Annotated in this window: 24 protein-coding genes and 2 pseudogenes; 6 read left to right on the top strand and 20 right to left on the bottom strand. The window is 72.0% G+C overall.

Annotated features, from left to right (window positions below; translation table 11 throughout):
• Positions 1-268 precede the first annotated feature (268 nt).
• A complete protein-coding gene (locus ACFYZS_RS19245; RefSeq protein ID WP_389013612.1) occupies positions 269-520 on the bottom strand; it encodes a helix-turn-helix domain-containing protein in 252 nt (83 codons plus the stop codon).
• A 64-nt stretch (positions 521-584) separates the two neighbouring features.
• Here ACFYZS_RS19245 and map point away from each other — a divergent pair, with 64 nt between their 5' ends.
• Positions 585-1,352, top strand: a complete 768-nt coding sequence (gene map / locus ACFYZS_RS19240; protein WP_389013609.1) for a type I methionyl aminopeptidase — start codon at positions 585-587, stop codon at positions 1,350-1,352.
• A gap of 15 nt (positions 1,353-1,367) precedes the next feature.
• Here map and ggt read toward each other — a convergent pair whose 3' ends face one another.
• On the bottom strand, positions 1,368-3,182 hold the full coding sequence (ggt, locus tag ACFYZS_RS19235; protein WP_389013605.1) for a gamma-glutamyltransferase: 1,815 nt from the start codon (positions 3,180-3,182) through the stop codon (positions 1,368-1,370).
• Between the two features lie 121 nt (positions 3,183-3,303).
• Here ggt and ACFYZS_RS19230 point away from each other — a divergent pair, with 121 nt between their 5' ends.
• On the top strand, positions 3,304-4,029 hold the full coding sequence (locus ACFYZS_RS19230) for a hypothetical protein (protein ID WP_389013602.1): 726 nt from the start codon (positions 3,304-3,306) through the stop codon (positions 4,027-4,029).
• Here ACFYZS_RS19230 and ACFYZS_RS19225 read toward each other — a convergent pair.
• The 6 genes from ACFYZS_RS19225 to ACFYZS_RS19200 form a co-directional block, all read right to left on the bottom strand.
• Positions 3,989-5,260 carry a cytochrome P450 gene (locus ACFYZS_RS19225; RefSeq protein ID WP_389013599.1) on the bottom strand — a complete coding sequence of 424 codons (1,272 nt, stop codon included), beginning with the start codon at positions 5,258-5,260 and terminating at the stop codon, positions 3,989-3,991. The genes ACFYZS_RS19230 and ACFYZS_RS19225 overlap by 41 nt on opposite strands.
• Positions 5,261-5,341: 81 nt before the next feature.
• The gene (locus ACFYZS_RS19220; RefSeq protein WP_389013596.1) at positions 5,342-5,851 is read right to left on the bottom strand and encodes a hypothetical protein; all 510 of its coding nucleotides are present in this window, start codon (positions 5,849-5,851) and stop codon (positions 5,342-5,344) included.
• The gene (locus ACFYZS_RS19215) at positions 5,848-7,290 is read right to left on the bottom strand and encodes an ATP-binding protein (RefSeq protein ID WP_389013593.1); all 1,443 of its coding nucleotides are present in this window, start codon (positions 7,288-7,290) and stop codon (positions 5,848-5,850) included. Before ACFYZS_RS19215 ends, ACFYZS_RS19220 begins: the two co-directional genes overlap by 4 nt.
• The gene (locus ACFYZS_RS19210; RefSeq protein WP_389013590.1) at positions 7,287-7,970 is read right to left on the bottom strand and encodes a response regulator; all 684 of its coding nucleotides are present in this window, start codon (positions 7,968-7,970) and stop codon (positions 7,287-7,289) included. Before ACFYZS_RS19210 ends, ACFYZS_RS19215 begins: the two co-directional genes overlap by 4 nt.
• 39 nt (positions 7,971-8,009) lie before the next feature.
• A complete protein-coding gene (gene murJ / locus ACFYZS_RS19205) occupies positions 8,010-9,689 on the bottom strand; it encodes a murein biosynthesis integral membrane protein MurJ (protein WP_389013587.1) in 1,680 nt (559 codons plus the stop codon).
• Positions 9,686-10,786, bottom strand: a complete 1,101-nt coding sequence (locus ACFYZS_RS19200; RefSeq protein WP_389013584.1) for a lipid II:glycine glycyltransferase FemX — start codon at positions 10,784-10,786, stop codon at positions 9,686-9,688. The genes murJ and ACFYZS_RS19200 overlap by 4 nt, the downstream gene beginning before the upstream one ends.
• A 285-nt stretch (positions 10,787-11,071) precedes the next feature.
• Here ACFYZS_RS19200 and ACFYZS_RS19195 point away from each other — a divergent pair, with 285 nt between their 5' ends.
• Together ACFYZS_RS19195 and ACFYZS_RS19190 are read left to right on the top strand one after the other, a co-directional pair.
• Complete coding sequence (locus tag ACFYZS_RS19195; protein ID WP_389013581.1) at positions 11,072-12,298, top strand: Ig-like domain-containing protein; 1,227 nt, start codon at positions 11,072-11,074, stop codon at positions 12,296-12,298.
• Between the two features lie 121 nt (positions 12,299-12,419).
• Positions 12,420-14,018, top strand: a complete 1,599-nt coding sequence (locus tag ACFYZS_RS19190) for a CocE/NonD family hydrolase (protein WP_389013578.1) — start codon at positions 12,420-12,422, stop codon at positions 14,016-14,018.
• A 36-nt stretch (positions 14,019-14,054) separates the two neighbouring features.
• Here the strand turns inward: ACFYZS_RS19190 and ACFYZS_RS19185 are convergent, their stop codons facing one another.
• The 12 genes and pseudogenes from ACFYZS_RS19185 to ACFYZS_RS19130 all read right to left on the bottom strand — a co-directional run bounded on the left by ACFYZS_RS19185 (position 14,055) and on the right by ACFYZS_RS19130 (position 24,144).
• Positions 14,055-14,939 (bottom strand): amino acid ABC transporter permease, encoded by an 885-nt coding sequence (locus tag ACFYZS_RS19185; RefSeq protein ID WP_389013575.1) that lies wholly within the window; start codon positions 14,937-14,939, stop codon positions 14,055-14,057.
• Positions 14,936-15,580 (bottom strand): amino acid ABC transporter permease, encoded by a 645-nt coding sequence (locus ACFYZS_RS19180; protein ID WP_389013572.1) that lies wholly within the window; start codon positions 15,578-15,580, stop codon positions 14,936-14,938. The genes ACFYZS_RS19185 and ACFYZS_RS19180 overlap by 4 nt, the downstream gene beginning before the upstream one ends.
• Before the next feature lie 17 nt (positions 15,581-15,597).
• On the bottom strand, positions 15,598-16,536 hold the full coding sequence (locus ACFYZS_RS19175) for a glutamate ABC transporter substrate-binding protein (RefSeq protein WP_389013570.1): 939 nt from the start codon (positions 16,534-16,536) through the stop codon (positions 15,598-15,600).
• Between the two features lie 10 nt (positions 16,537-16,546).
• Complete coding sequence (locus ACFYZS_RS19170) at positions 16,547-17,290, bottom strand: amino acid ABC transporter ATP-binding protein (RefSeq protein ID WP_389013567.1); 744 nt, start codon at positions 17,288-17,290, stop codon at positions 16,547-16,549.
• Positions 17,291-17,397: 107 nt separating this feature from the next.
• A complete protein-coding gene (locus tag ACFYZS_RS19165) occupies positions 17,398-17,838 on the bottom strand; it encodes a DUF6278 family protein (RefSeq protein WP_389013564.1) in 441 nt (146 codons plus the stop codon).
• A gap of 78 nt (positions 17,839-17,916) precedes the next feature.
• Positions 17,917-18,702, bottom strand: a complete 786-nt coding sequence (locus tag ACFYZS_RS19160; protein WP_389013562.1) for an exodeoxyribonuclease III — start codon at positions 18,700-18,702, stop codon at positions 17,917-17,919.
• Positions 18,703-18,732: 30 nt separating this feature from the next.
• Positions 18,733-19,365: an MBL fold metallo-hydrolase gene (locus tag ACFYZS_RS19155; protein WP_389013560.1), complete on the bottom strand. Its 633-nt coding sequence runs from the start codon at positions 19,363-19,365 to the stop codon at positions 18,733-18,735.
• 17 nt (positions 19,366-19,382) lie between these two features.
• The gene (locus ACFYZS_RS19150) at positions 19,383-19,970 is read right to left on the bottom strand and encodes a hypothetical protein (RefSeq protein WP_389013557.1); all 588 of its coding nucleotides are present in this window, start codon (positions 19,968-19,970) and stop codon (positions 19,383-19,385) included.
• Positions 19,971-20,080: 110 nt separating this feature from the next.
• Positions 20,081-21,256, bottom strand: a pseudogene (locus ACFYZS_RS19145) (ROK family glucokinase); the annotation flags it as partial.
• Between the two features lie 16 nt (positions 21,257-21,272).
• Entirely contained in the window at positions 21,273-22,166 is an 894-nt protein-coding gene (locus ACFYZS_RS19140) for an ATP-binding cassette domain-containing protein (RefSeq protein ID WP_389013554.1), read from the bottom strand.
• Entirely contained in the window at positions 22,136-23,167 is a 1,032-nt protein-coding gene (locus tag ACFYZS_RS19135; RefSeq protein ID WP_389013551.1) for an ABC transporter permease, read from the bottom strand. Before ACFYZS_RS19135 ends, ACFYZS_RS19140 begins: the two co-directional genes overlap by 31 nt.
• On the bottom strand, positions 23,164-24,144 hold the full coding sequence (locus tag ACFYZS_RS19130) for a sugar ABC transporter substrate-binding protein (RefSeq protein WP_389013549.1): 981 nt from the start codon (positions 24,142-24,144) through the stop codon (positions 23,164-23,166). The genes ACFYZS_RS19135 and ACFYZS_RS19130 overlap by 4 nt, the downstream gene beginning before the upstream one ends.
• Positions 24,145-24,374: 230 nt before the next feature.
• Between ACFYZS_RS19130 and ACFYZS_RS19125 the strand changes: the two are divergent.
• Both ACFYZS_RS19125 and ACFYZS_RS19120 read left to right on the top strand, forming a co-directional pair.
• Positions 24,375-24,716: pseudogene (locus ACFYZS_RS19125) on the top strand (Gfo/Idh/MocA family oxidoreductase); the annotation flags it as partial.
• 12 nt (positions 24,717-24,728) lie between these two features.
• The gene (locus ACFYZS_RS19120; protein WP_389014299.1) at positions 24,729-25,379 is read left to right on the top strand and encodes a Gfo/Idh/MocA family oxidoreductase; all 651 of its coding nucleotides are present in this window, start codon (positions 24,729-24,731) and stop codon (positions 25,377-25,379) included.
• Positions 25,380-25,426 lie beyond the last annotated feature (47 nt).

The raw sequence follows: 25,426 nt of genomic DNA, 5'->3' as shown, positions 1-25,426 counted from the left end.
GGGCGCGGCAGGGCGCGTACCCGGATCCCTGGCGGACGCGCGCCCGTCCGGCGCCGCGCACGCGGCGAGCAGCAGACCGGTCGCGAGCAGGGCGCCGAGGAGCGCGAAACCGAGCCGTTGGGAAGCGTTCGAGGTCGACACGCCTTCACGCTTGCCCCGCTCCCGCCCGGCGCCACCGCCGATTGGGCCGTTCGGCCCGTCGGCCCCGCCCGAAAGAAACCGCAGGTCCGCGGCCCCGGCAGGACCTCGGGCCGCCCCGCGGAAACCGTCAGACCGGCACGAACGCGCAGCGGCGCAGCACATCGTCGAGGGACAGTCCGAGCGCCTCGGCGAGGGCGGCCACGGTGAAGAAGGCCGGGGTCGGCGCGCGGCCCGTCTCGATCTTGCGGAGGGTTTCGGCCGACAGTCCGGCGCTCGCCGCGACCTCGACCATGCTGCGGCCGCCGCGGGCTTCGCGCAGCAACGCGCCGAGGCGCTCGCCGCGCTCGCGCTCTTCGGGGGTGAGGGGGGTACGGACCATGGCCCCATCCTACCCCGCCCCCCAATAACTATCCCGTTAAAGTTATACCGGTATAGTTATTGGCATGGTGGAACTGAAGACAGAAGAATCGATCAACGCGATGCGCGCCCCGGGCCGGGTCGTGGCCCGCGCCCTGGCCGCCGCGCGGCAGGCGGCGGCCGTCGGGGCGTCCCTGCTGGACCTGGACCGGGCGGCCCGCGCGGTGCTCGCCGAGGCCGGCGCGAGCTCGCCGTTCCTCGGCTACCGGCCGCATTTCGCGCCGGTGCCCTTCCCCGGGGTGGTCTGCGCCTCGGTCAACGACGCGATCGTGCACGGCATCCCCGACGGCTACCGGCTCCGCGACGGGGACCTCGTCAGCATCGACTGCGGGGCCGAGCTGGGCGGCTGGGTGGGGGACGCGGCGGTCAGCTTCACCGTCGGCCGACCCCGCCCCGCCGACCTGCGGCTGATCGAGACCGCCGAGGCGGCCCTCGCGGCCGGCATCGCCGCCGCGCGGCCCGGCAACCGGATCGGCGACATCGCGCACGCCATCGGCACGGTCTGCCGCTCCGCCGGGTACGGGATCATGGAGGACTTCGGCGGCCACGGCGTGGGCCGCAGCATGCACGAGGACCCGGGCGTGCCCAACGAGGGCCGGCCGGGGCGCGGCATGCAGCTGCGCCCCGGCATGGTCCTCGCGATCGAGCCGATGCTGATCGCGGGCGGCACGGACGAGTACCGCTGCGACGGCGACGGCTGGACCCTGCGGACCCTCGACGGCAGTCGCGCCGCGCACGTGGAGCACACGGTCGCGATCACCGCCGACGGTCCCAGGATCCTCACCGCCCTCTGAGTCCCGGGCCGTGCGCTACGGCTTGCCGTACGGGTGGACCACCATCGCCGAACCCCCGCCCCGCCGGGTCGTCTCGGCCGCGGCCAGCCAGCGCCCGTCCGGGAGCCGCTGGACCCCGGTCGCCGCGCCGATCTCCGGGTTCTGCCGGAAGCCCTGGCCCAGCGCCTCCAGCCCGGCGCGCAGCGGGCTGTTCCACAGGCCCGGCTCCAGCTCGGTGGTGGTCTGGTTGCGCTGGCTGGCGCGCGGCGCCGCGATGGCGTCGACCAGCGGCAGCCCCCGGTCCAGGTGCCCGATCAGGGTCTGCAGGACGGTGGTGATGATGGTGGCCCCGCCCGGTGAGCCCACCGCGAGCACCGGCCGCCCGTGCTCCAGCACGATGGTCGGGGACATGGACGAGCGCGGCCGCTTGCCGGGGCCGGGCAGGTTCGGGTCCGGGACTCCGGGGGCCGCCGGGGCGAAGGAGAAGTCGGTCAGCTCGTTGTTGAGGAGGAACCCGCGGCCCGGGACGGTGATCGCGCTGCCGCCGGTGGACTCGATGGTCAGGGTGTAGGAGACGACGTTGCCCCAGCGGTCGGCGACCGTCAGGTGTGTGGTGTTCTCCCCCTCGTAGGTGGTCGGGGCGGCCTGGCCGGAGCCGCCGCAGGCCGCCGGGTGGCGCGGGTCGCCGGGGGCCAGCGGGCTGGTCAGCGTACGGTCCGGGGCGATGAGGCAGCCGCGCGAGTCGGCGAACCGCTGCGAGAGCAGTTCCCGCGTGGGCACGTCCGCGGCGGCCGGGTCGCCGACCCAGCGGCCGCGGTCGGCGAAGGAGATCCGCGAGGCCTCGATGAACCGGTGCAGGTACTGCGTCTCGGACAGCTTCGACAGGTCGGTGCGCTCCAGGATGTTGAGCGCCTCGCCGACCGTGGTGCCGCCCGAGGAGGAGGGCGCCATGCTGTAGACGTCGAGGCCCCGGTAGCCGACCTCGGTCGGGGCCTGCCGCTTGGTGGCGTACGCGCGCAGGTCGCCGGTGGTCAGGTCGCCGGAGCGGACGACGCGGGTGGCGGCCGGGTCCACGGGGGGCTTGCGGACGGCCCGGACGATGTCCTCGCCGATCGGGCCCCGGTAGAGCGCGCCGGTGCCCTTGCGGCCCAGCTCGGCGTACGTGGCCGCCAGGTCGGGGTTCTTGAAGGTGGAGCCGACGACCGGCAGGGCCCCGCCCGGCAGGAACAGCTTCGCGGTGTCGGGGAAGTCCTTGAACCGGTCCCGGTTGAGCTCGGTCTGGGCCCGGAACGTCGGGTCGACGGTGAACCCGTCGCGCGCCAGCTTCTCGGCGGGCTTGAGCATCTGGCCGAGCGAGCGGGTGCCCCAGGCGTCCAGGGCGCTCTTCCAGGTGGCCGGGGTGCCGGGGACGCCGACGCTGCGGCCGCTGGTCTGGCCCTGGTCGAAGGGGATGGGGACGCCGTTCTCCTGGAACAGGGTCTCCGTCGCCGTCGCGGGCGCGGTCTCGCGGCCGTCGATGGTCTGCACGCGGCGGGACTTGGCGTCGTAGTAGACGAAGTAGCCGCCTCCGCCGATGCCGGCCGAGTACGGCTCGGTGACCCCGAGCGCGGCGGCCGTCGCGACGGCGGCGTCCACGGCGTTGCCGCCGGAGCGCAGGACCGCGATGCCGGCGGCCGAGGCGTCGGCGTCGACACTGGCGACGGCCCCTCCGTACCCGGCGGCGACCGGCACCTTGGCCGGAGCACCGGGACCGCCGCCGGCCGGCGCCGACGGCGGGGCGGCCGCGCCGGTGGACACCAGTGCTCCGGCGAGGGCGACGAGCGCTAACTGACGTGTGGCCGAGCGACGCATCCGAACCTCCAGTCGACGGCCTGTCACAGCCCACCGGACAGGCCTGAACCCTGAACTCGGCACTGTAACTTCACGGCACCCCCCGCGTCAGGAAGACCCGGTGCGGGCTAGCATCCGGCGCATGAACGACGACGTGCGCAACATCGTGCTCGGGGTGGTGGCCACCGCGATCAGCGGCGGCTTCGGCTGGTTCACCCGGACCTACCTGTGGCGCCGTACCCTGCGCCGCAAGCAGGCCTTCTTCGGCCTGCCCACCGGCTCCGACTGCCTGTTCGTGGTCAACCGGCAGATGGGCGGCACCGAGGGGTCGGTGCACCGCAACGACGCCTTCGCGCTGCTGGAGATATCCGCCCTGATCAAGGACTGCGGCGCCAATCTCCAGATCGTCTCCCACGACTCCGTCCGCCAAGGCTTCGGCGAGCGCGCCGAGTTCTGCGTGGGCGGGCCGGTGTCCAACGCGCGGACGGCGGCCCACCTGGCCTCCATGCTGCCGGGCGTCCGGGTCGACCTGTCCCGCGACCCCGGTCCCGACCGCGGGGCGATCCACGTCGGCGAGGAGACGTACCGCTGGCAGAAGGGGCAGATCGACCACGTGCTGCTGGCCCGCCTGACGGCCGGGCCGGGCAGCCGCCCGGTGTTCCTCGTCTCCGGGCAGACCGCGATCAGCAACCAGGCGGGCGCCCGCTACCTGGCCCGCCACCACAAGGACCTGGCCCGCCGCTACCGCGGGGACTCCTTCTGCGTGGTGCTGAAGGTCAACAACTCCGACGCCTACGGCCCGGACGTGGTCGACCTGCTGGCGGACGTCACCCGGCAGGCGCGGACACCCGCAGCGGCAGCCGCGTGATCCCGTTGATGAAGTTCGACACCAACCGGCGCGGCTGACCCGCGAGTTCGGGAGCCGGCATGGCCGCGCGCCACTCCTCGTAGAGCACGCCCAGCTGGAGCCGGGCGAAGTGGGCGCCGAGGCAGACGTGCGGGCCGTCGCCGAAGGACACGTGCGGGTTGGGCGTCCGGCCGAGGTCGAGGCGCCCGGGGTCGGTGAAGACGCGCTCGTCGTGGTTGGCGGAGGCGTGGAAGACCACCACCTTGTCCCCCGCGCGGATCGGCTGCCCGGCGAGCTCGGTGTCGACGGCGGCGGTGCGGCGGAAGCTGAGCACCGGCGGGTGGACGCGCAGGAGTTCGTCCACCGCGCCCTGCACCGGCACCCGGCCGTCGGCGAGCAGCCGGTACGCGTCCGGATCGCCGGCCAGGGCCAGCAGCCCGCCGGGGGCCGCGCTGCGTACGGTGTCGTTGCCCGCGACGGTGAGCAGGAAGAAGAACATCTCCAGTTCGGCCGGGTCCAGTCCGGCCTCGGCGAGCGCGGTCATCACGTCGTCGCCGGGGTGTGCCCGCTTGTGGGCGGCCAGTTCCCGGGCGTACGCGAACATCTCGCCGAGCAGGGCCGGGGAGCGCGGGTTCAGGGGCTTGCCGTCGGGGCCGAGCAGGGGCGCGGGCGCGTCCTCGGGGTCCTGGTAGCCGATGATCCGTACGGTCCACTCCAGCAGCAGGCCCCGGTCGGCCTCCGGAACGCCCAGCAGGTCGGTCAGGTTGAGCAGCGCGTACTCGTCGGTGACCGCGGCGACCAGGTCGGCGGCGCCGTCCTCGGCCCCGTCCCGGGCCGCGGCCAGCAGCGTACGGGCCCGCTCGCGGACCCGGCCGGCGAAGGCGTCGACGCGGGCGGGGGTGAAGGCGCGGGAGACCAGCCGGCGCAGCCGCCCGTGGTCGCCCGCCGCGCGGCGCGGGTCCTGGTTGAGCATGGTGCGCCGCAGGAACGGCAGGTCGGCCGGGTCGGGATCGCGGATCTGGGTGGCGCCGAGCCAGGAGGAGTACGTGGCGTGGTCGCGCAGCACCCGGACCACGTCGGCGTGCCGGGTGACCGCCCGGAATCCGGGGCCGGCGGGCCAGCCGGCGATCTCCGGCTCCTCCTGCCAGGCCACCGGGTGGTGGTCGCGCAGCAGCCGGTAGCCCTCGTACGGGATCCCGGCCCCGTAGATCCGGGGGTCGAACACGTCGGGCACGTACGCGGCGGGGTCCATGGGGCCACGGTGGCGCGAGCCCGCGCCCCGCCGCAAGGGGACCGCCCGGGCGGCCGGTACGGCCTGGACCGCCTGTACCGCCTAGTCGCCGACTTCGCAGCGGGCGGGGCCGATGTCGGCGTCCGGGCCGAGCAGGACCACCTGGTACCGCGCGTCGGTGGAGGCCACCGTGCACACCAGCTGCTGGCGGGCCGTCTCGGACAGGGTGGCGACCTTGAACGGCAGGCCGACCCCGATGGTGTCCGCCGAGATCATGGTCGTCCCGGCGCTGGCGCCCTGTTTCTTGATGTCCAGCACGGGCAGCCGGGTGTCCAGGCCCGCGGCCCTCTGCGCTTCGGTGGGGCCGACGAGCAGCCGCATGAGGAGCGCGGTCTCCGACACCGCGGGCTGCTCCCTCTCGGGTATGGGGAAGAGCCGCCCGTCGGACGCCACGAGGTACACCGTCCCCTTGGTCCCGGGTCCGGGCACGACGACCTTCCCGGCGGCCCCGCTCTCGATGACCCCGGTGGGCTTGATCCCGCAGCCGCCGAGCAGCGGCCCGCCCAGCAGCAGGACGGCGGTGGCGGCCGCGGCCGCGCGTGTCCGGGTCATGCGTCGGCCTCCAGGGGCATGTCGAGGGTGAACACCGCTCCCCCGGCGGCCCCGTTCGCGGCGCGCAGGGTGCCGCCGTGCAGCCGGACGTTCTCCAGGGTGATGGCGAGTCCGAGGCCGCTGCCCGCGGAGCGGGTGCGGGCGGCGTCGGCCTTGAAGAAGCGGTCGAAGATGTGCGGCAGCACCTCGGGGGCGATGCCGGGCCCGCTGTCGGCGACTTCGATCAGCAGCCGGGGTCCGTCGGGCCGCGGCTGCGTGCGCACGCCGACGCGGACCGGGGCGCCGCCGTGCCGGAGGGCGTTGCCGACGAGGTTGGCGAGGACCACGTCGAAGCGGCGCGGGTCGAGCCGGGCGCGGACCTGCGAGGGCAGGTCGGTGCGCACCCGCTCGTCGTCCCAGTGGCGGCGCTCGAGGGTCTTGCGCACCGCCTCGGCCACGTCCACGTCGTCGAGGTTGAGCTCGGCCGCGCGGGCGTCGAAGCGGGATATCTCCATGAGGTCCTCGACGAGGACGGCCAGCTTGCCGGTCTCGGCGCTGACCAGCCGCAGGGCGGCGGCCGTGTCGGGGTCGAGGCGCTCCGCCTCCTCGTCCAGGACCTCGGTGACGGCGAGCATCCCGGCCAGCGGGGTGCGCAGTTCGTGGGAGACGTCGGAGGCGAAGCGGCGGGCCCGGGCCTCGGCCTCCCGCAGTTCGTCCACCGACTGTTCGAGGGCGCCGGCGGTCTCGTTGAAGGTGCGGGCGAGTCCGGCGAGCTCGTCGGAGCCGCGGACCTCGATCCGGGTGTCGAGGCGTCCGCGGCCCATGCTCTGGGCGGCGCGGCGCATGTCCCGTACGGGGCGCAGCACGCTGCGCGCGGCGAGCAGGGCGGGGATGACGGCGATGGCGAGGCCCGGGACGGCGCCGCGCTTGGCGGCTTCGACCATGGCGTCGACCGTCTTGCCCTCGGTGGTCAGCGGCATCGTCGCGAAGAGGACCAGGCCGGTGGGTTCCCGGACGTCGTGGTGGAGCCATACGGCCGGCATGCCGACGGCCAGGTACGGTCGGCCCGCGGGATCGGTCACCCGTTGGAAGGCGCCGTGCGGATGGGCCGTCACCTGGCGGCGGAGCTCCTCGGTGACCACGGTGGAGGTGGGCGCGCTGGTGCTGGAGGCCCGCAGGGTGCCGTACTCGCCGAAGACGTTCCAGGGGTTCGGCTTTCCCCTCTTGCCCAGATCGGTGACGATCCGCTGGAGCTGTGCCTGGTCCAGCGGCAGATCGAGGGGCTGGGTCTCGATCTGGTCGCGCAGGGTGCTGACCGCGGTGTCCTGGCTCTGCTTGAGCACCGCCGTGCGGGCCTGCTGGTAGGTCAGCGTTGCCGTGGTCACCGCGCTGATCGCGGCGACCAGCAGGAAGGCCGCGATCAGCCGGGTGCGCAGCCCGAGCGGCGCGATGCGCCTCACAGCGGGCCGAAGCGGTAGCCGAAGCCGCGCACGGTCTGGATGTAGCGGGGGCTGCCGTCGGGGTCCTCGACCTTGGTGCGCAGGCGGCGTACGCAGGCGTCCACGAGGCGGGCGTCGGCGTGGTAGCTGTGCTCCCACACGTACTCCAGGAGCTGCTGGCGGGAGAAGACCTGCTCGGGCGAGGCGGACAGGTGCAGCAGGAGTTTGATCTCGCTGGGGGCGAGGGGGACGCGCTCGCCGTTCTTGGCGACGGCCAGCCCGGCCCGGTCGATGGCGAGCTCGCCGTGGAACTCGACCTCCGGGCGGCTGCCCGCCGGGGCTCCGAGGCGGCGCAGCACGGCCCTGATGCGGGCCTCGATGACCTCGGTGCGGGCGGGTTTGACGATGTAGTCGTCGGCGCCGGCTTCGAGGCCGACGACTATGTCGAAGTCGTCGCCGCGGGCGGTCAGCATGATGATCGGGAGCTGGCTGGTCTCGCGGATGCGGCGGCAGACCTGCACGCCGTTCATCCCGGGCAGCATGAGGTCGAGCAGGACCAGCTCCGGGAGGAAGGTCCCCATCAGCGCGAGGCCCGCCTCGCCCGTTTCGGCGGCGGCCACCTCGTGGCCGCGCCGGCGCAGGCCGAGGCCCACCCCTTCGCGGATGGAAGGGTCGTCCTCGATCAGCAGTACGCGTGGCATCCGGTCATTGTCCAAGGTGGTTCGGGGGTCCGTCTCCTGCTAACGGCTGATTTTGCGCCGCAGGGAGTCCAGCAGGTCGGTGATCTCCGTGAGGCCGAGCGGCCTGGCGAGGAGGACGACGACGAGCGCGAGCGCCGCGGTTCCCGCGCCGACGGAGGCGAAGTCGCCGAGCCCGTCGGCGGCCCGGGCGGCCGCGTATCCGGCGGCGGCCGCGGGCAGGCAGGCGGTCAGCAGCCGCAGGTGCGTGCGGACGGCGGTGGCGCGGCGCTGGGTACGGGTCCCGGCGCGCGGGCCGAGCCGCCGGGCGAGGGTGTACGCGGTCACCGCGAGGCCCGCGAACAGGGCGACGGAGTAGGCGCCGGCCATGCCGGTGACCGCCCAGCGCGGGGGCAGCAGCAGGTAGGCGGCGGCCGACAGTCCGGCGTTCAGGGCGGCGATGACCAGGTTCAGGAAGAAGGGGGTCCGGGTGTCCGAGAGCGCGTAGAAGGCGCGCGAGAGGACGTACTGGCCGGAGAAGGCGATCAGCCCGGGCGCGAAGGCCATGAGCATGCCCGCCATGACCTCGGTGTCGGCGGCGCCGGTGCGCCCGTACCCGAAGACGCTGCCCATCACCCAGGGCGCGAGGGCCGCGAAGAGGGCGGCGGCGGGGACGACGAGCGCGGCGCTGGAGCGCAGCGCGTAGGACACGTCCCGGCGCAGTGCCCCGAGGTCGCCGTCGGCGGCGGCCGCGCTCATCCGGGGCATCAGGGCCGTCACGAGGGAGACGGTGATGATGCCCTGCGGGACGATCCACAGCTGGTAGGCGTTGCTGTAGGCGGTGTACCCGGCGCCGCCCGCGAGCCCGGCCTCCACGGCCCGGTGCCCGGTGGCGGTGGAGAGCCGGGTGACGACCCAGTAGCCGATCTGGTTGGTGAAGACGAGCATGACCAGCCAGCCCGCGTTGCGCAGCGGGCGGGCGAGGCCCTGGCCTCGCCAGTCGAAGCGGGGGCGCCAGCGGAAGCGGGCGGCGCGCAGCGAGGGGATGAGCGCGAGGGCCTGGACGACGATGCCGGCGGTGGTGCCGAGGCCCAGGAGGCGGGTCTCGCCGGCCGTCAGGCCGTCCGCCGCGCCGTGGGAGACGTACAGGAAGAGCCCGAAGACGCCGATGATGACGATGTTGTTGAGGACGGGCGTCCACATCATCGCGCCGAACCGGCCGCGTGCGTTCAGCACCTGGCCGAGCAGGGTGAAGAGCCCGTAGAAGAGGATCTGCGGCAGGCAGTAGCGGGCCAGCGCGACGGTGGTGCTCGCCTGGCTGCCGGTGTACGGGGTGTACGCGGAGACGATCAGCGGCGCGGCCAGCACGGCGACGGCCGTCAGCGCGAGGAGCGCCGCGGTGCAGGCGGTCAGCAGCCGGTCGGTGTAGGCGGCCCCGCCGTCGCTGTGCTCCTTGGCGGCCCGGACCAGCTCGGGGACGAAGACCGCGTTGAGCGCGCCGCCGATGAGCAGCATGTACAGGATGTTCGGGACGGTGTTGGAGACGGCGTAGCCGTCGCCGAGCAGCCCGGTGCCGAGCGCGGCGACGACGACGGCGGAGCGGACGAATCCGGTGGCGCGGGAGACGATCGAGCCGGCCGCCATGAGGGCGCCGCTGCGCAGCACCGAGCTCTTCGCCGGTGCCGCGCCGACCGCGCCGCCGGCGGAGGGGCCCGTGGCGTCTCTGGTGTCGGTGGTGGTCACCGGCGGGCCAGGTAGGCCTGGAATGCCTTGTGGAGCGCCGTGTTGGCGTATCCGTCCATGGGGGTCTCCCACTCGCCGAGCGTTTCGACGACCTGCCCGCCGGTGCCGAGCTTCCAGCGCAGCAGCCCGAAAGAACGTTCGTCGGGGTCAAGGGTGGAGGGTACCCCGCGCATGTCGTACTCGTCGGCGCCCAGGTCGTGGGCGTCGCACATCATGTGCCACTGGAGCGCGTTGCTGGGGCGGACCTCGCGGCGGTGGTCGGCGGAGGCGCCGGTCTGGTACCAGACCCGCTTCCCGGCCACGATCATGGTGTGCGCGGCGAGGATCTCGCCCTCGTGGACGCCGAGGTAGAGGCGCATCCGGCCGGGTGCCTCGGCGTTGAGGGCCTCGTACTGCTGCTCGTAGTAGGCGAGCGAGCGGCCGAGGCGGAAGCCGTCGCGCTCCTCGGTGATGCGCAGGAGCCGGTAGAACTCGGGCAGGTCGGCGGCGGAGCCGAGGACGATCTGCACTCCGGCCTTCTCGGCCTTGCGGACGTTGCGGCGCCACTCCTGGTTGAGGCCGGACCAGAGGTCTTCGAGGGTGCGGCCGGCGAGCGGCACGCGGAAGACGTGGCGGGGCTGGGCGTCGCCGTCGTCCTCGCCGCCGCAGCGCTTCCAGCCGCGGGTGCGCAGCCGGTCGGCGAGCGCGGCGCCGACCGGGTCGACCTCGGTGGCGAGCACGTCGGATATCTGCCGGCCCGCTCCGGTGGCGGCCTTGACGGCGGCGGCGTCCCAGCGGCGGTAGGCGGGCGTGGGCCCCATCCGGACGGCGAAGGCGCCGGCGGCGCGCAGGTGGCGCTTGAGGGGGTCCAGCCACCGGTCGATGTGCGGGTCGGACCAGTCGGCGACGGGGCCCTCGGGGAGGTAGGCGAAGTATTTCCGGGTGCCGGGGAATTGGCGGTAGAGGACCAGTCCGGCACCGGCGATCTGCCCGTCGGGGTAGTGCCATCCGACCCTTTCCGAGCGCCAGAGGTCCTTTACCTCGGCCCAGGACGGGTACTGCAGAAAGCTCGCGTTCCGGTTACGCAAAAGGAAGCCCTGGTATTCCGGTACCGACATCGGACGCACACTCAGCTCCCGCTCCGGGGACTGGTGTCGCTGGGCGGGGTTCACGAGCAGTGCGCACACGGCAAATCGGCCTTCCTGTACGTCCGGGGATGCGGGACACACAGGACTCTCACAGGAGTCCGTGACCGGCGTGCGCGGCGATTGTGACCGGACGATGACCGTTTCGCTGCGGTCCACGTCACAACCGAAAGTCGGATCTTTTCGGCGGTTTGTGCAACCTAAAGTCGTGCCGTCCGCATCTCCATTTGCGAACGATCATTACTTGGAGGGGTTTCGTTGAGCCGCACACGCCGTATCGCACGCAGTCGCCACGCCATGCTGGCCGGGACCGCACTCATGGCCGCCGCGCTGACCGCCTGCGGGGGCGGTTCGGGCGGCGGCGCGAGCGCTTCCGGCACGGCGGACGCGAAGAAGAAGCCGGACATGGCGATATCCGTGAACCTCACGGGCGATCAGGCCAAGCCCGGCGAGCCGGTGAAGGTGACCCTCACCGAGGGGAAGCTGGCCCTGGTGAAGGTTTCCGACGGCAAGGGCGGCGAACTGCCCGGGAAGATAGCCGACGACGGCAAGTCCTGGACCTCCGAGCGCAACGCCTCGCCGGGCACGGACTACAAGGTCGAGGCGCAGAACACCGACAGCCAGAACGCGAGCGCCCAGTTCAAGACGGTCGCCGCGGACAAGGTGAACAAGGTCACGATCAACCCGGGCAAGGCCACTCCGGTGGTGGGCGTCGCCCAGCCGGTCTCGATCGTCTTCGACAACCCGGTGAAGAACAAGGCCGAGGTCGAGAAGCACCTGAAGGTGACCACCTCGAACAACACCGAGGGCTCCTGGGGCTGGTTCAAGGACTACAGCGGGAACGACCGGGTGGACTGGCGGCCGAAGGAGTACTGGAAGTCCGGTACCGACGTGAAGGTCGAGATGAACCTCAACGGGGTGGACTCGGGCCAGGGCGGCGGGATGTTCGTCAAGGACTACAACACCGAGTTCAAGATCGGCAAGGACCGCCGGCTCCAGGTGAACCTCGACACCCACAAGATGACGGTGACCGAGGACGGCCAGACGGTGAAGACCATCCCGGTCTCGGCGGGCACGCCGGGCGGCCAGAAGGCCTCCTGGTCCGGGAAGATGGTGCTGATGGCCAAGGAGGGCACCATCCGGATGGACTCCCAGACGGTGGGCCTGGGCGACTCCTACGACAAGATGGTCGACTACTCGATGCGGGTCACCTGGTCCGGCATGTACATCCACGCCGCGCCGTGGAACTCCGGCAATTTCGGCCGCGCCAACACCAGTTCCGGCTGCGTGGGCATGAGCGACGCCAACGCGAAGGACCTGTTCGCCGAGACCCAGCCGGGCGACCTGGTCGAGGTCACGGGCGACGGCTCCAAGGGCAAGGCCGACATCGGCAACGGCTACGGCGAGTGGAACCTGTCCTGGGACGAGTGGAAGGCCAAGAGCGCCCTGGCGGGTGGCGCGGGCGCCGCTCCCCAGAACGGCTGATCCGCGCACTTGACGCACATTCAATCGTTACCACCGCGTAACTTACCGGCGGGTTACCTCCGGTAAGTCCCTCCCGTTACCGTCGGGTCACTTTGACACCGGCGCACGCGAGGAGCGATCGATGGTCCGCACCGCCCGCACCACCAGCACCGCGGCCGCCGTGGCGGCCGTACTCGCGGCAACCGCCCTGGGCCTGGCCCCCCACCAGGCCCGGGCGGCGACCGCCCCCGCCGCGGCAGCGGCTCCGTCGGCCCCGTCCGACCTCCGCTTCCACGACATCCCCGGCTCCGGCGGCATCACCCTCAAGGGCAACGTCTTCACCCCGGCCGGCGCGCAGGCGGGCCGGACGTACCCGCTCATCGTGCTGCCCACCAGCTGGGGCGTGCCGCAGATCGAATACGTCGCCCAGGCCAAGAAGCTCGCCGACGACGGCTACGTCGTCGTCAGCTACACCTCCCGCGGCTTCTGGCTCTCCGGCGGACAGATCGAGGTGGCCGGCCCGCCGGACACCGCCGACGTCTCCGCCGTCATCGACTGGGCGCTGGCCAACACCCCCGCCGACGCGCAGCACATCGGCCTGGGCGGGGTCTCGTACGGCGCGGGCATCAGCCTGCTGGCCTCCGCGCACGATCCGCGGATCAAGGCCGTGGTCGCGCTCAGCGGCTGGGCCGACATCATCGAGTCGATCTACTCGGGCCGCACCCAGCACCTCCAGGCCGCCGCCCTGCTCGGCGGCTCCGGCTACCTCACCGGCCGCCCCGGCCCCGAACTCGAGCGGATCCTGGGCGACTTCCTCGGCTCCCGGCTGGACCGGGAGCCGCAGATGATCGAGTGGGGCAAGGAGCGCTCGGCCGCGGAGCAGATCGACGGGATCAACGCCAACGGCGCCGCGATCATGCTGGGCAACGCCTGGGGCGACTCCATCTTCCCGCCCAACCAGTACGCGGCCTTCTACGAGAAGCTGACCGGCCCCAAGCGCCTGGAGTTCCGCCCCGGCGACCATGCCACCGCCGAGGGCACCGGCCTGCTCGGGCTGCCGAACGACACCTGGACCAACGCCCACCGCTGGTTCGACCGCTACCTCAAGGGCGAGCGCAACGGCGTGGACACCGAGGCCCCGGTGCAGATCAAGTCCCGCAGCGGCGGGGACTACGAGGGCTACCCGGACTGGAAGTCGGTCGGCTCCGGCGGCACCGAGAAGCTCCCGCTCTCCGACGGCGAGCACCTGTTCGCGAACGTCGACTCGGGCGCCGACGGCGGCGTCGTCCTCCTGTCCAGCCTCCTGGACCAGTTCGTCAAGGCGCCCCCGACCGCCTCCGTCCCGCTCCTCCCCCGCGCCTTCGCCGCCGTCTGGCAGTCCCCGCGCCAAGACGCCGACCGCCGCGTCCGCGGCACGGTGAGGCTGCACACCACGGTCACCCCCACCGCCTCGGACGGCACGTTCGTCGCGTACCTCTACGACGTCGGCCCGCTCGGCATCGGCAAGCTGGTCAGCCACGCCCCGTACACCTTCCACGGCAAGCCCCGGGGCCAGGCCTTCGGGGTGGACCTGGAGCTGTTCTCCACCGCCTACGACGTGCCCGAGGGCCACCGGCTCGCCCTCGTGATCGACACCGTCGATCCCCTCTACATCGAGCACAACCCCACCGGCGCACAGCTGACCTTCTCCTCGCCGCGCACCGATCCCTCGTACGTCTCGGTGCCGCTGCGCGAGCAGTGATCTGCGGCTGCTGCCGGGCGGGGCGGCTCTTCGGAGCTACCGCGGCTCGCCCGGCAGCACCGTTCCGGGTCCGGCCTCGGCGACGTCGACCGCCTCGGTCTTCGGGCTGCGCCGTTCGAACCGCGCCACCCAGCCGGCGAACCAGGAGAGCAGCATGCACATCCCGATGTAGATCGGGGAGATGATCATGACGACGGGGATGAACGGCAGGTCGTAGTCGAGGTTCGAGGCGATCAGCTTGCCCGCGTGCAGGAACTCCTCGTACGTGATCAGGTAGCCGAGCGAGGTGTCCTTCAGCGCCACCACCAGCTGGCTGATGATCGTGGGCAGCATCGCCCGCACCGCCTGGGGGGCGAGCACGAAGGTCATCACCTGGGCCTTGCGCATGCCGAGCGCGTACGCAGCCTCGCGCTGGCCCCGGTCGACGGAGTTGATGCCCGTACGGAAGACCTCGGCGAGCACCGAGCCGTTGTACAGGGTCAGCCCCGCCACCAGCGCCGGCAGCGGCTGGACCTTCAGGGCGACGAAGATGAAGAAGATCATCACCAGCACCGGCATGGCCCGGAAGAACTCCACGCACAGCGTGGCCGCCCAGTGGACGGGCCGGTGCACCGAGAGCCGCCCGGTCGCGAGCACCGCGCCCAGGACGAGCGAGAACACCGAGGCGTACAGGAAGGCCTTGAGGGTGTTGCCCAGCCCCTTGAGCAGCAGCTCCTGGATGCCCTGGTAGGTGAAGGGGCTCCACTTGGCGGCGGTGAACTGCTCGGTGTCGAAGAGGAGGTAGAGGATCCAGGCGAGCAGGGCGAGGATCACCACCGTGGAGGCGACCCCGTAGAAGAAGTGCCGGCGTCTGGCCTGCGGGCCGGGCAGGTCGTAGAGGGCGGTGGACTCGACGTCCCCGTGGAGCGCGTGCGCGGTCATCGGGCGATCCCCCAGCGCTTCTCCAGCACGTTGAAGAGCGCGCTGATGGACAAGGTGATGATCAGGTAGCCGACGGCGATCCAGACGAAGGTCCAGATGATGTTGTAACCCAGCTCGCTGAGGGTCTTGTACGTGCCCAGCAGCTCGGTGACGCTGAAGGCGCCGGCGATCGCCGAGTTCTTGGCGAGGGCGATCAGCGTGGAGCCGATGGGCGGGATGACGGAGCGGAAGGCCTGCGGAAGGATCACCGAGCCCAGGGTCTGGGTGAAGCTCATGCCCAGGCTGCGGGAGGCCTCGCCCTGGCCCTTGGGCACCGTGTTGATCCCCGAGCGCAGGGCCTCGCAGATGAAGGCGGAGGTGTAGCAGCCCAGCGCGAGGACCGCGAACACCTGGAAGGGCAGGACCAGCCCGAAGCGCGGCAGGCCAAGCAACACGGCGAAGAAGAGCAGCGTGAGCGGGGTGTTGCGGAGCACGGTGACCCAGACCGTGCCGAAGACCCGGAAGGAGCCGACGGGCGCGACGCGGAAGGAGGCCATCACGAAGCCGAGGACCAGGGCGAGGACCGAGGCGTAGACCGTGAGCTCGACGGTCCCGACGAAGCCCTCCCAGTAGAGCGAGAAGTTCTGCGTGAGCACGTACATGGTGGTGGGCTCTCCCCTCAGCTCGCCGGGTAGCGGTCGATGGCGGGCGGTTTCGGCGCGGGGACGCCGGACAGGCCGAGCGTGGCCTCGTACGCCTTCTTCCAGTTCCCGTTCGCCTCCTGCTCCTGAAGGGCGTCGTCGAGGGCGAAGCGCAGGGCGTTGTCGCCCCGCGGGACGCCGATGCCGTAGGGCTCCTTGGAGAAGGGCGTGCCCACGACCTTCAGTTCCTCGGGGACCTTGGCCGCGTAGCCGAGGAGGATGGAGTCGTCGGTGGAGACGGCGTCGACCTGGTAGGTCAGCAGGTTGTCCACGCAGACCGAGTAGGTGTCGTAGGCGACGAGGACCGCCTGCGGGTACTCGCGCTGGAGCCGCTGGTAGGGGGTGGAGCCGGCGGCGGAGCAGACCTTCTTGCCGGCGAGGTCGCCCGGCCCCTTGATGTCCTTCTCGTTCTTGCGGACGAGCAGGGACTGGCCGGCCATGAAGTACGGGCCGGCGAAGCCGACCTGCTTCTTGCGGTTGTCGTTGATCGTGTAGGTGCCGACGTAGTAGTCGATCTGGCCGTTCTGCAGGGCCGTCTCGCGGTTGGCCGAGGCGATGGTCTTGAACTCGATCGCCTTCGGGTCGAAGCCGAGCGAGGCCGCCGTCATCTTGGCGATCTCGATGTCGAATCCGGAGTAGCGGCCGCTCGCGGGGTCCTTCTCGCCCAGGTACGGCTGGTCCTCCTTGACCCCGACCACCAGGCGGCCGCGCTTCTTGGCGCGCTCCCAGGTACGGGACTGCGGCAGGTCGAAGCCGGTCGCGACCTTGTAGACGGGCAGGTCCTCGGGCTGCGGGCCCTTGACCGGAGGACTGCCCTCCTTGCCGCAGCCGGTGAGCAGCGCCAGCAGGGCGGCGACGAGCAGGAGGGGCAGGAGACGGAGGCGGGCGCGGGGGCGCGCGCCGTGGGTGCGCTTCATCGGCCCGCCCTCAGTGCTTGAGGATCTTGGAGAGGAAGTCCCTGGCCCGCTCGCTCTCCGGGGCGGTGAAGAACTCCTCCGGCGTGCGGTCCTCGACGATCCTGCCGTCGGCCATGAACACGACGCGGTTGGCGGCGGACCGGGCGAAGCCCATCTCGTGGGTGACCACGACCATGGTCATGCCGTCGGCGGCGAGCCGGCGCATGACCTCCAGCACCTCGTTGATCATCTCCGGGTCGAGGGCGGAGGTCGGCTCGTCGAACAGCAGCGCCTTGGGGTTCATCGCGAGGGCGCGGGCGATCGCGACGCGCTGCTGCTGGCCGCCGGAGAGCTGGGCGGGGTACTTGGGGGCCTGGTCGGCGAGGCCCACGCGGTCGAGCAGTTCCCGGGAGCGCTTGTCGGCCTCGTCCTTCTTGCGCTTCCTGACCTTGACCTGCGCGAGGGAGACGTTGGCGAGGACGGTCTTGTGCGCGAAGAGGTTGAAGGACTGGAAGACCATGCCCACGTCGGCGCGCAGGGCCGCCAGCTCCTTGCCCTCGTCGGGCAGCGGCTTGCCGTCCAGCCGGATCGTGCCCGACTCGATGGTCTCCAGGCGGTTGATGGTCCGGCACAGGGTCGACTTCCCGGAGCCGGAGGGCCCGATGACCACCACCACCTCCCCGCGGCCGACGGTGAGGTTGATGTCCTGGAGGACGTGCAACGCCCCGTAGTGCTTGTTGACGTCCCGCAGCTCGATCAACGGATCGACGGCCATACGCTGCCCTGCCCACGTGTCGGAGTGTCGAGGTCAGCGCAAACTATCCAGCGGCGGAAGGGCACTTCCGCTCGACACGCCTAAAGGCGACATAAACCTCAAACGGGTCAGCCTTCGGAGGCTTCGGCGTAGGCCTGGGAGAGCTCCGGGGAGCCGGTCACCGCCCAGGACACCCCCGACTCCACCACGTTCAGCTCGCGGCCCGAGGCCAGGCGGATCACCGGCTGGCCGTTGGGCCAGACCTGCCAGGCGGAGCCCAGCTTGGTACGGATGATCACCGTTCCGAGGTAGAAGCCCGCGTCGTTGCCGAGCCAGGGCACGGCCTCGGGGTCCCGGCGCCAGCGGGGCATCAGCTGGTCGAGCGCCTCCAACGAGGCCGGGCTCTCGTCGAGTTCCAGCCCGGCCGCGCGCGCCTGGGCGCGCAGCATCTCGCATTCCGAGAACAACTCGTTGACGCCCTCGGGGTCGTCCGCGAGGGCGGCGGCGAGTCCCGCACCCCGTTCCGTTTCGTGCCGGTTCAGCCAGTGGTCCAGGAAGGGGATGTTCATACCGACCAGCCTGGCACCAGGATCCCGCGCTGGCCACAGGGCGCGCGGGATCCGTCCGCGGCGGTGGGCGACGCCCGGCTACGCCTCCAGCGCGAGGTCGACGACCACCGGTGCGTGGTCCGACGCGCCCTTGCCCTTGCGCTCCTCGCGGTCGACGTAGGCGTCGGTGACGGCCTTGGTGAAGGGCTCGTTCCCGTAGACCAGGTCGATGCGCATGCCCCGGTTCTTGGGGAAGGCGAGCTGGCGGTAGTCCCAGTACGTGTACGGCCGGTCGTACTTGAGCGGGCGCGGCAGCACGTCGCTGAGCCCCGCGGCACGCAGTGCCTCCAGGGCGGCGCGCTCGGCGGGGGTCACGTGGGTCAGGCCCGCGAAGACCGCCGGGTCGTACACGTCCTCGTCGGTCGGGGCCACGTTGTAGTCGCCGAGCACCGCGAACGGGCGCGGGCCGGCCGCGTCTTCGGCGACGGCGGCGGTCAGCGCGCGGAACCAGTCCAGCTTGTATCCGTAGTGGTCGTGCTCGACCTCACGGCCGTTCGGCACGTACACCGACCACAGGCGCACCCCCGCGCAGGTGGCGGAGATCGCCCGGGGCTCCTCGACCCCCTCGTAGCCGGGGCCGCCGGGCAGGCCCTTGACCACGTCCTCCAGGCCGACCTTGGAGATCAGGGCCACCCCGTTCCACCTGCCGGTGGCGTTGACGGCCGACTCGTATCCCAGCTCGCGCAGCTGCTCGTGCGGGAACTGCTCCTCGGAGCACTTGGTCTCCTGGATGCACACGACATCGGTGCCGGAGCTCTCCAGCCAGGCCAGCAGCCGGGGCAGCCGGGCGGTGATCGAGTTGACGTTGAACGTGGCGATACGCATGCCGTCCAACCTACCGCCCGGCACCGACAGTCACAGCTGGGCGGCGTCCCCGGCGGCGAGCCGCCCGTGGTCGGTGCCGCCCAGGGCCGCGAGGGCGTTGTCGTAGATCGGCCGCGCGATGTCCGAGAGGTAGGCGTCGTGGATGTCGATGGCCCGGCGCGGCTTGACCTCGCGCAGGTAGTCGATCACCTCGGAGACCTTGTTCCAGGGCGCGTGCACCGGGAGCATCAGCGTGTCCACGGGCACCTCGGGCACGGTCAGCGCGTCACCGGGGTGGAAGAGCGAACCGTCCACGAGGTAGCCGACATTGGTGACCCGCGGAATGTCCGGGTGGATCACGGCGTGCAGCTCGCCGTGGACCTGGACCTCGAAACCGGCGGCGGCGAAGGCGTCCCCGTGGCCCACGGTGTGCACCCGGCCGGGATAGGCGGGGGCCAGCCGCTCCGCGACGCTGCGCAGGGTCCAGAGCGCGGCCGCCGGGTTGGCGTCGAGGGCGGCGCGCAGCCGGCCCTCGTCGAAGTGGTCGGGGTGCTCGTGGGTGACGAGCAGGGCGTCCGCCCCGAGCCCGGCGTCGGGCTCGCTGAAGGCGCCCGGGTCGATGACGAGCACGCGCCCGTCCTTCTCCAGTTGGACACAGGAGTGCAGCCGCTTGGTGAGCTTCATGGCAGCAGGCTAGCCACCTACGGGGTCGCCGTTGACACCACGTAGACCCTCGGCTTGGCCGGGTCGGTGAGGTCGACCGTGACGTCCCGGGTGGGGCGCGGGTTCGGCTGCTCCAGGGTGGTGCCGTACCAGGCGTTGTTCGGGCCCCAGCTCCAGCCCGCGATCGCGGCGTCGTGGGCGCCGATGGAGACCTCGCGGGTCAGCTCGGACCGGCTGGTGCCGACGTCGGCCAGGAAGGTGTCCAGGTCGGCGGGGGTGACCGCGAACTGCACGTACAGCCGGCTGGTGCGCCAGTTGTTGGTCTCCAGGAACCCGACCCGCCAGGCCTTCGGCGGGATCGGCACCTCGTAGATGCTGCGCTGCACCTTGGACGGCCAGCCGGGGCGCACCTTGGTCGCGCCGACCTTGGCGGCCTTGTCCCGGCCGCTCTCGCGGCTCTGCTGGGCGGATACGGCCAGGTATCCCGCGGGCACGCCGACCAGCAGCAGGATGATGATCGCGGTGATCCAGCGGCGCCGGACGACGTGCTTTCGGTCCTCGGCCGGGAGCGGGGCGCCGCCCTCGTCGGGGGCGGGCGCCTGGCGGGGCAGGGAGGGCGGTGTCACGGCGTCTCCCCGTCCGTGAGGTCCGCGGGCCCGGTGTCCGCGGGCTTGGTGTCCGCGGGCTTGGTGTCCGCGGGCTTGGTGTCCGCGGGCTTGGTGTCCGCCGCCTCGGCCTCGGCGGCCCTGAGGTCCGCGGCCTTGCGCTCCGCGGTGGCCGGGGAGTCGATCAGGCCCCACTGCGCGTAGCGCTCGTACCGCTCGACGCGCCGGCGCGTGGCGCGGCGGAAGCGGCGGGCGACGAGCCGGGCCAGGTCGGCGGCCCCGACCATGCCGGCCTCGGGGCCGAGCTGGGCCTTGGCGATGCGGGCCTCGGGGCGGTAGCCGCGGCCGGTGAGGTGGCGCCGGAAGGCGTCCCGGGCCGGGCCGATCAGCAGGTCGTCGGCGGCGCTGACGCCTCCGCCGATGACGAAGCAGGAGGGGTCGAGGGCGGCGGCGAGGTTGGCGATGCCGACGCCGAGCCACTGGCCGATGTCATCGAGGAGCTCGACGCACATGGCGTCGCCCTCGCGGGCCAGCTCGGTGATGAGCGGTCCGGTGATCTCCGAGACGTTGCCGCCGACCCGGGCGATGATGTCGTGCGCGACCGGGGAATCGGCGGCGGCCAGCTCGCGGGCCTCGCGGACCAGGGCGTTGCCGGAGCTGTACTGCTCCCAGCAGCCGCGGTTGCCGCACGGGCAGCGGTGGCCGCCGGGGACGACCTGCATGTGGCCGAACTCGCCGGCGACCCCGAAGCGGCCGCGCTTGACCTGGCCGCCTTCGAGGATCGCACCGCCGATGCCGGTGCCCAGCGTGATCATCACGAGGTGGTCCTCGCCGCGGCCGGCGCCGAAGCGCCACTCCGCCCAGGCGGCGGTGTTGGCATCGTTGTCCACCATGACCGGGACCGCGAGCCGGGACTGGAGCGCGTCGCGCAGCGGCTCGTCGCGCCAGGCCAGGTGGGGTGCGAAGAGCACCCGGGAGCGGTCGGCGTCGACCCAGCCGGCCGCACCGATGCCCACGGCGTGGACGTCGTGCCGGTCGGACAGGTCGAGCACCAGCTCGACGATGGTGTCCTCGACGACCTTGGGGCTCTTGGACTTGTCGGGGGTCTCGGTGCGGATCTTCTCCAGGATGACCCCGTCGGCGTCGACGACGCCGGCCATCACCTTGGTGCCGCCGATGTCGATGCCGACGGTCGGGACGCGCGGGGCGGTCAGGTGCGACCGGCGCTCACGGGTCCCGATGGTCCGCAGGACGGTGCCTCGCGCCGACCCCCGGTGGGTGAGCGTGAAGTCCCGGTACGTGCTCATCGAGTCGTGTCGTCCCTCAGGGTGCGGTGGTTCCGGATGCCGGATCGGCTGCTCCGGACGGGTGGTCCGGTCCTGATTCTGCCACCCGCTCCAGTTCGTGGCTCAGCTCGTCCAGCTCGGAGCCGCCCGCCATCTGGCGGGTGAGCTCGTCCAGGGTGATCGAGTCACGGGTGTGGCTGCCCGCCATCGTGCCGCGCTTGAGCAGCACGAACCGGTCGCCGACCAGGTAGGCGTGGTGCGGGTTGTGGGTGATCAGGACCACGCCCAGGCCCGCGTCACGGGCCGCGGCGACGTACTTGAGGACCACCCCGGACTGCTTGACGCCGAGGGCGGCCGTCGGCTCGTCGAGGACCAGGACCTTGGCGCCGAAGTGGACCGCGCGGGCGATGGCCACGCACTGCCGCTCGCCGCCGGACAGGGTGCCGATCGGCTGGTCGACGTCGCGCAGGTCGATGCCCATGCGCAGCAGCTCGGCGCGGGTGGTCTCCCGCATGAGCTCCACGTCGAGGCGGCGGAAGGGACCGCGGCCCTTGGTGGGCTCGGAGCCGAGGAAGAAGTTCCGCCAGACCGGCATGAGCGGGACGACGGCCAGGTCCTGGTAGACGGTGGCGATGCCGTGGTCGAGGGCGGCGCGCGGGTTGGCGAGCACGGTCTCCTCGCCCTCGATCTCGAAGCGGCCGGCGTCGTGCCGGTGCAGCCCTGCGATGATCTTGATGAGGGTGGACTTGCCGGCGCCGTTGTCGCCGAGGACGCAGGTGATCTCGCCGGCGTGGACCTCCAGGGAGACCCCCTGGAGCGCGCGGATGTTGCCGTAGAACTTGCTGACGTCGGTCAGCTCCACGAGGGCCGGGCCCTCGGTCTTGGTCACTGCGCCCACGGTCACTTCGCCTCCGCCCGCTTGCGGACCCATGCGTTGAGCAGCGTCGCCAGCAGGAGCATGGCGCCGAGGAAGAACTTGAACCAGTCCGGGTTCCACTGGGCGTAGACGATGCCGTTGCTGGTCATGCCGAAGATGAAGGCGCCGACGGCCGAGCCGATCGCGGAGCCGTAGCCGCCGGTCATCAGACAGCCGCCGATGACGGCCGCGATGATGTACAGGAACTCGTTGCCGACGCCCTCGCCCGACTGGACCACGTCGAACGAGAAGAGGATGTGCTGCCCGGAGATCCAGGCGCACAGGGCGACGCCCATGTACAGGCCGATCCGGGTCTTGACGACGGGGACGCCGGTCGCGCGGGCCGCGTCCGCCCCGCCGCCGACCGCGAAGATCCAGTTGCCGGCGCGGGTGCGCAGCAGGATCCAGGTGGCGACGGCCACCAGGGCCAGCCACCACAGGATGGTGACCTTGAGCGTGACGGAACCGACGTTCCACTGCGAGGCGAAGAGCGCGCGGGCGGAGGAGAAGCCCTCCATGTCGGCGATGGTCTTGGTCGAGACGGAGCCGCTGATCAGCTTGGTGAAGCCGAGGTTCAGACCCGTCAGCATCAGGAAGGTGCCGAGCGTGATGATGAAGCTGGGCAGCCGGGTGCGGGTCAGCATGAACCCGTTGAAGAAACCGATGGCCAGGGTGACCAGCAGGGACACCCCGACGCCCACCCACACGTTGGCGGTCATCTGGTAGCTGAACATCGAGCTGACCAGCGCCGAGGTGGTGACCATGACGCCGGCGGAGAGGTCGAACTCGCCGCCGATCATCAGCAGGGCCACCGGGCAGGCCATGATCCCGATGGTGGAGGCCGAGTACAGGATCGTGCTGAGGCTGGAGGCCTGCAGGAAGCTCGGGGCCGCGAAGGAGAAGAAGACGAAGACGGCGGCCGCGCCGACGACCGCGCCGAGCTCGGGGCGGCCGAGCAGCCTGCGGACCAGGGAGGTGGGGGCGAGCCGCTCGTCGGCGGCCGTTGCCGTGCTCATCGGGTGCCCCGCTTGATGTACTCCTCCAGCTTGGCCGCCTCGTCGGCGGTCACGATCTGCGGGCCGGTCAGGACCGGGCGGCCGCCGCCGAGCACGTCCGCGTTGTAGCGGTGGAGCCAGAGCAGGTCGATGGCCTCGTAGCCCTGGAGGTACGGCTGCTGGTCCACGGCGAAGCCGAGCGCTCCGGACTTGAGGTCCCGGGCGACGGACTCGTTGAGGTCGAAGGTGTCGACCTCCGCCTTGCTGCCCGCCGCGTCCTTCGCCTTGACGGCCGTCGGGGCGAAGGGGGCGCCGAGCGTGACGATCGCGTCGACGGAGGGGTCGGCCTGCAGCTTCGCCTGGATGGCCGCCTGGACGGAGGGCATGTTGGTGCCCTCGACGTACAGGTTCTCCATCGTTCCGCCGAAGGTCTTCTTGGCCCCGGCGCAGCGCTGCTCGTGGCCCACGTTGCCCTGCTCGTGCAGGACGCAGACGGCCTTCTTCCGGCCGCGCTTGGTCAGCTCGGTGCCGACCGCCTCGCCGGCGATCTGCTCGTCCTGGCCGATGTGCGTGAGGGCGCCGTACTCGGCGGACTGCGCGGATCCGGAGTTGACCGTGATCACCGGGATGCCGGCCTTGACCGCCTTGCCGATGACGTCCTTGAGCGCCTCGGGCTTGGCGAGGCTCACCACGATCCCGTCGACTTTCTGGTCGATGGCGTTCTGCACGAACTGGGCCTGCTGCTGAGCCTGGTCGTCGTGGGCGTAGACGAAGTTGATGTTGTCCTTCGCCGCGGCCTCCTTGGCGCCCTTCTGGACGATGTCCCAGAAGGTGTCGCCGTCGCCCGCGTGCGTGACCATCGCGAAGGTCCAGCGCGGGGTGGACACGGCGGGACGTCCCGCCTGCGCGGCCTTCGCCCGGTCCTCGGCGCGCTTGCCGCCCGTGCTGCTGCAGCCCACGAGCGAGGCTCCCAGTACCGCCGCGAGCACGGCGCCCACGACGCGTACCCCTGTCCGAACCCTAGCCACGTCTGCGTGCCCTTCCCTCGTCCTGCGTCTTCTGCGATCCGCTGCCGCCAAAGCGGTCATTACGGTTCCAGCCGCTCAGTATCCGCCACAGTGGACCATGTGCGGCCATCGGGGCCTTCGAGCCCATCCGGGCCAACTGCGCCATCGATCGCCTCTCCGGACAGATTGACAGCCTCCGGTGACGGGGTCACGTTGATTGCATGCGCATCGGGGTGATCGGAACGGGCCGGATCGGCTCCTTCCACGCGGCGGCCCTGGCCCGCCACCGGGACGCCGGCTCGCTGCTGCTCGCCGACGCCGATCCGGCGCGGGCGGCCCGCCTCGCCGACCGGCTGGGGGCGACCGCCGCGCCCTCCGTGGAGCAGGTCTTCACCTGGGGCGTGGACGCCGTGGTCGTGGCCTGCGCCACCGACGGGCACGCCGAGCTGGTGCTGCGGGCGGTCCGCGGCGGGCTCCCGGTGTTCTGCGAGAAGCCCCTGGCCACCGATCTCTCCCGCACGCTGGCCGTGCTGCGCGAGGTGTCCGCCGCCCACGGGGTGCTCCAGCTGGGCTTCATGCGCCGCTTCGACGCGGGCTGCCGCACCGCGCGGGAGCTGGTGCGCTCCGGGGCCCTGGGCCGGCTGCACACCGTACGGACGATGACCGCCGACCCGGCGCCGCCGCCCGCCGCGTACCTGGCGACCTCCGGGGGCCTGTACCGGGACTGCCTGGTGCACGACTTCGACATGGTCCGCTGGGTGACCGGGCACGAGGTGACCGAGGTGTACGCGACCGGCTCCGACGCGGGTCCGCCGGTCTTCCGGGAGCTCGGCGACGTGGACACCGCCGTGGCCCTCCTCACCCTGGACGACGGGACCCTGGCCACCTGTACGGGCACCCGGTGCAACGGCGCCGGGTACGACGTGCGGATGGAGCTGGCCGGGGAGCTCGACCAGGTCTCCTCGGGGCTGGACGACCGGACGCCGATCGCCTCGACCGAACCGCACGGCCCGCCCCCGGCGAGCAAGCCCTGGACCGGGTTCCTGGAGCGGTTCGCCCCCGCCTACGAGGCGGAGCTGGCGGCCTTCGTCAAGCTGGTGCGCGGGGAGGGGCCCAACCCGTGCGACGGCCGGGAGGCCCTGGTCGCGCTGCGGATCGCGGAGGCGTGCGAGGTCTCGCGGCGGGAGCGCCGCCCCGTGCGGATAACGGAGCTCCCGGACCTGTAGGGGCGCCGGGGGCGCGGGCGGCGGCGGTACGGAAGCGGTCACGGGCG

Origin of the sequence: Streptomyces sp. NPDC001903, from assembly GCF_042891345.1 — a bacterium.
In the GTDB taxonomy this organism is placed as follows: domain Bacteria; phylum Actinomycetota; class Actinomycetes; order Streptomycetales; family Streptomycetaceae; genus Streptomyces.
The sequence above is the reverse complement of the archived record's forward strand: the minus strand, read 5'-3'. Positions and strand labels throughout refer to the sequence as shown.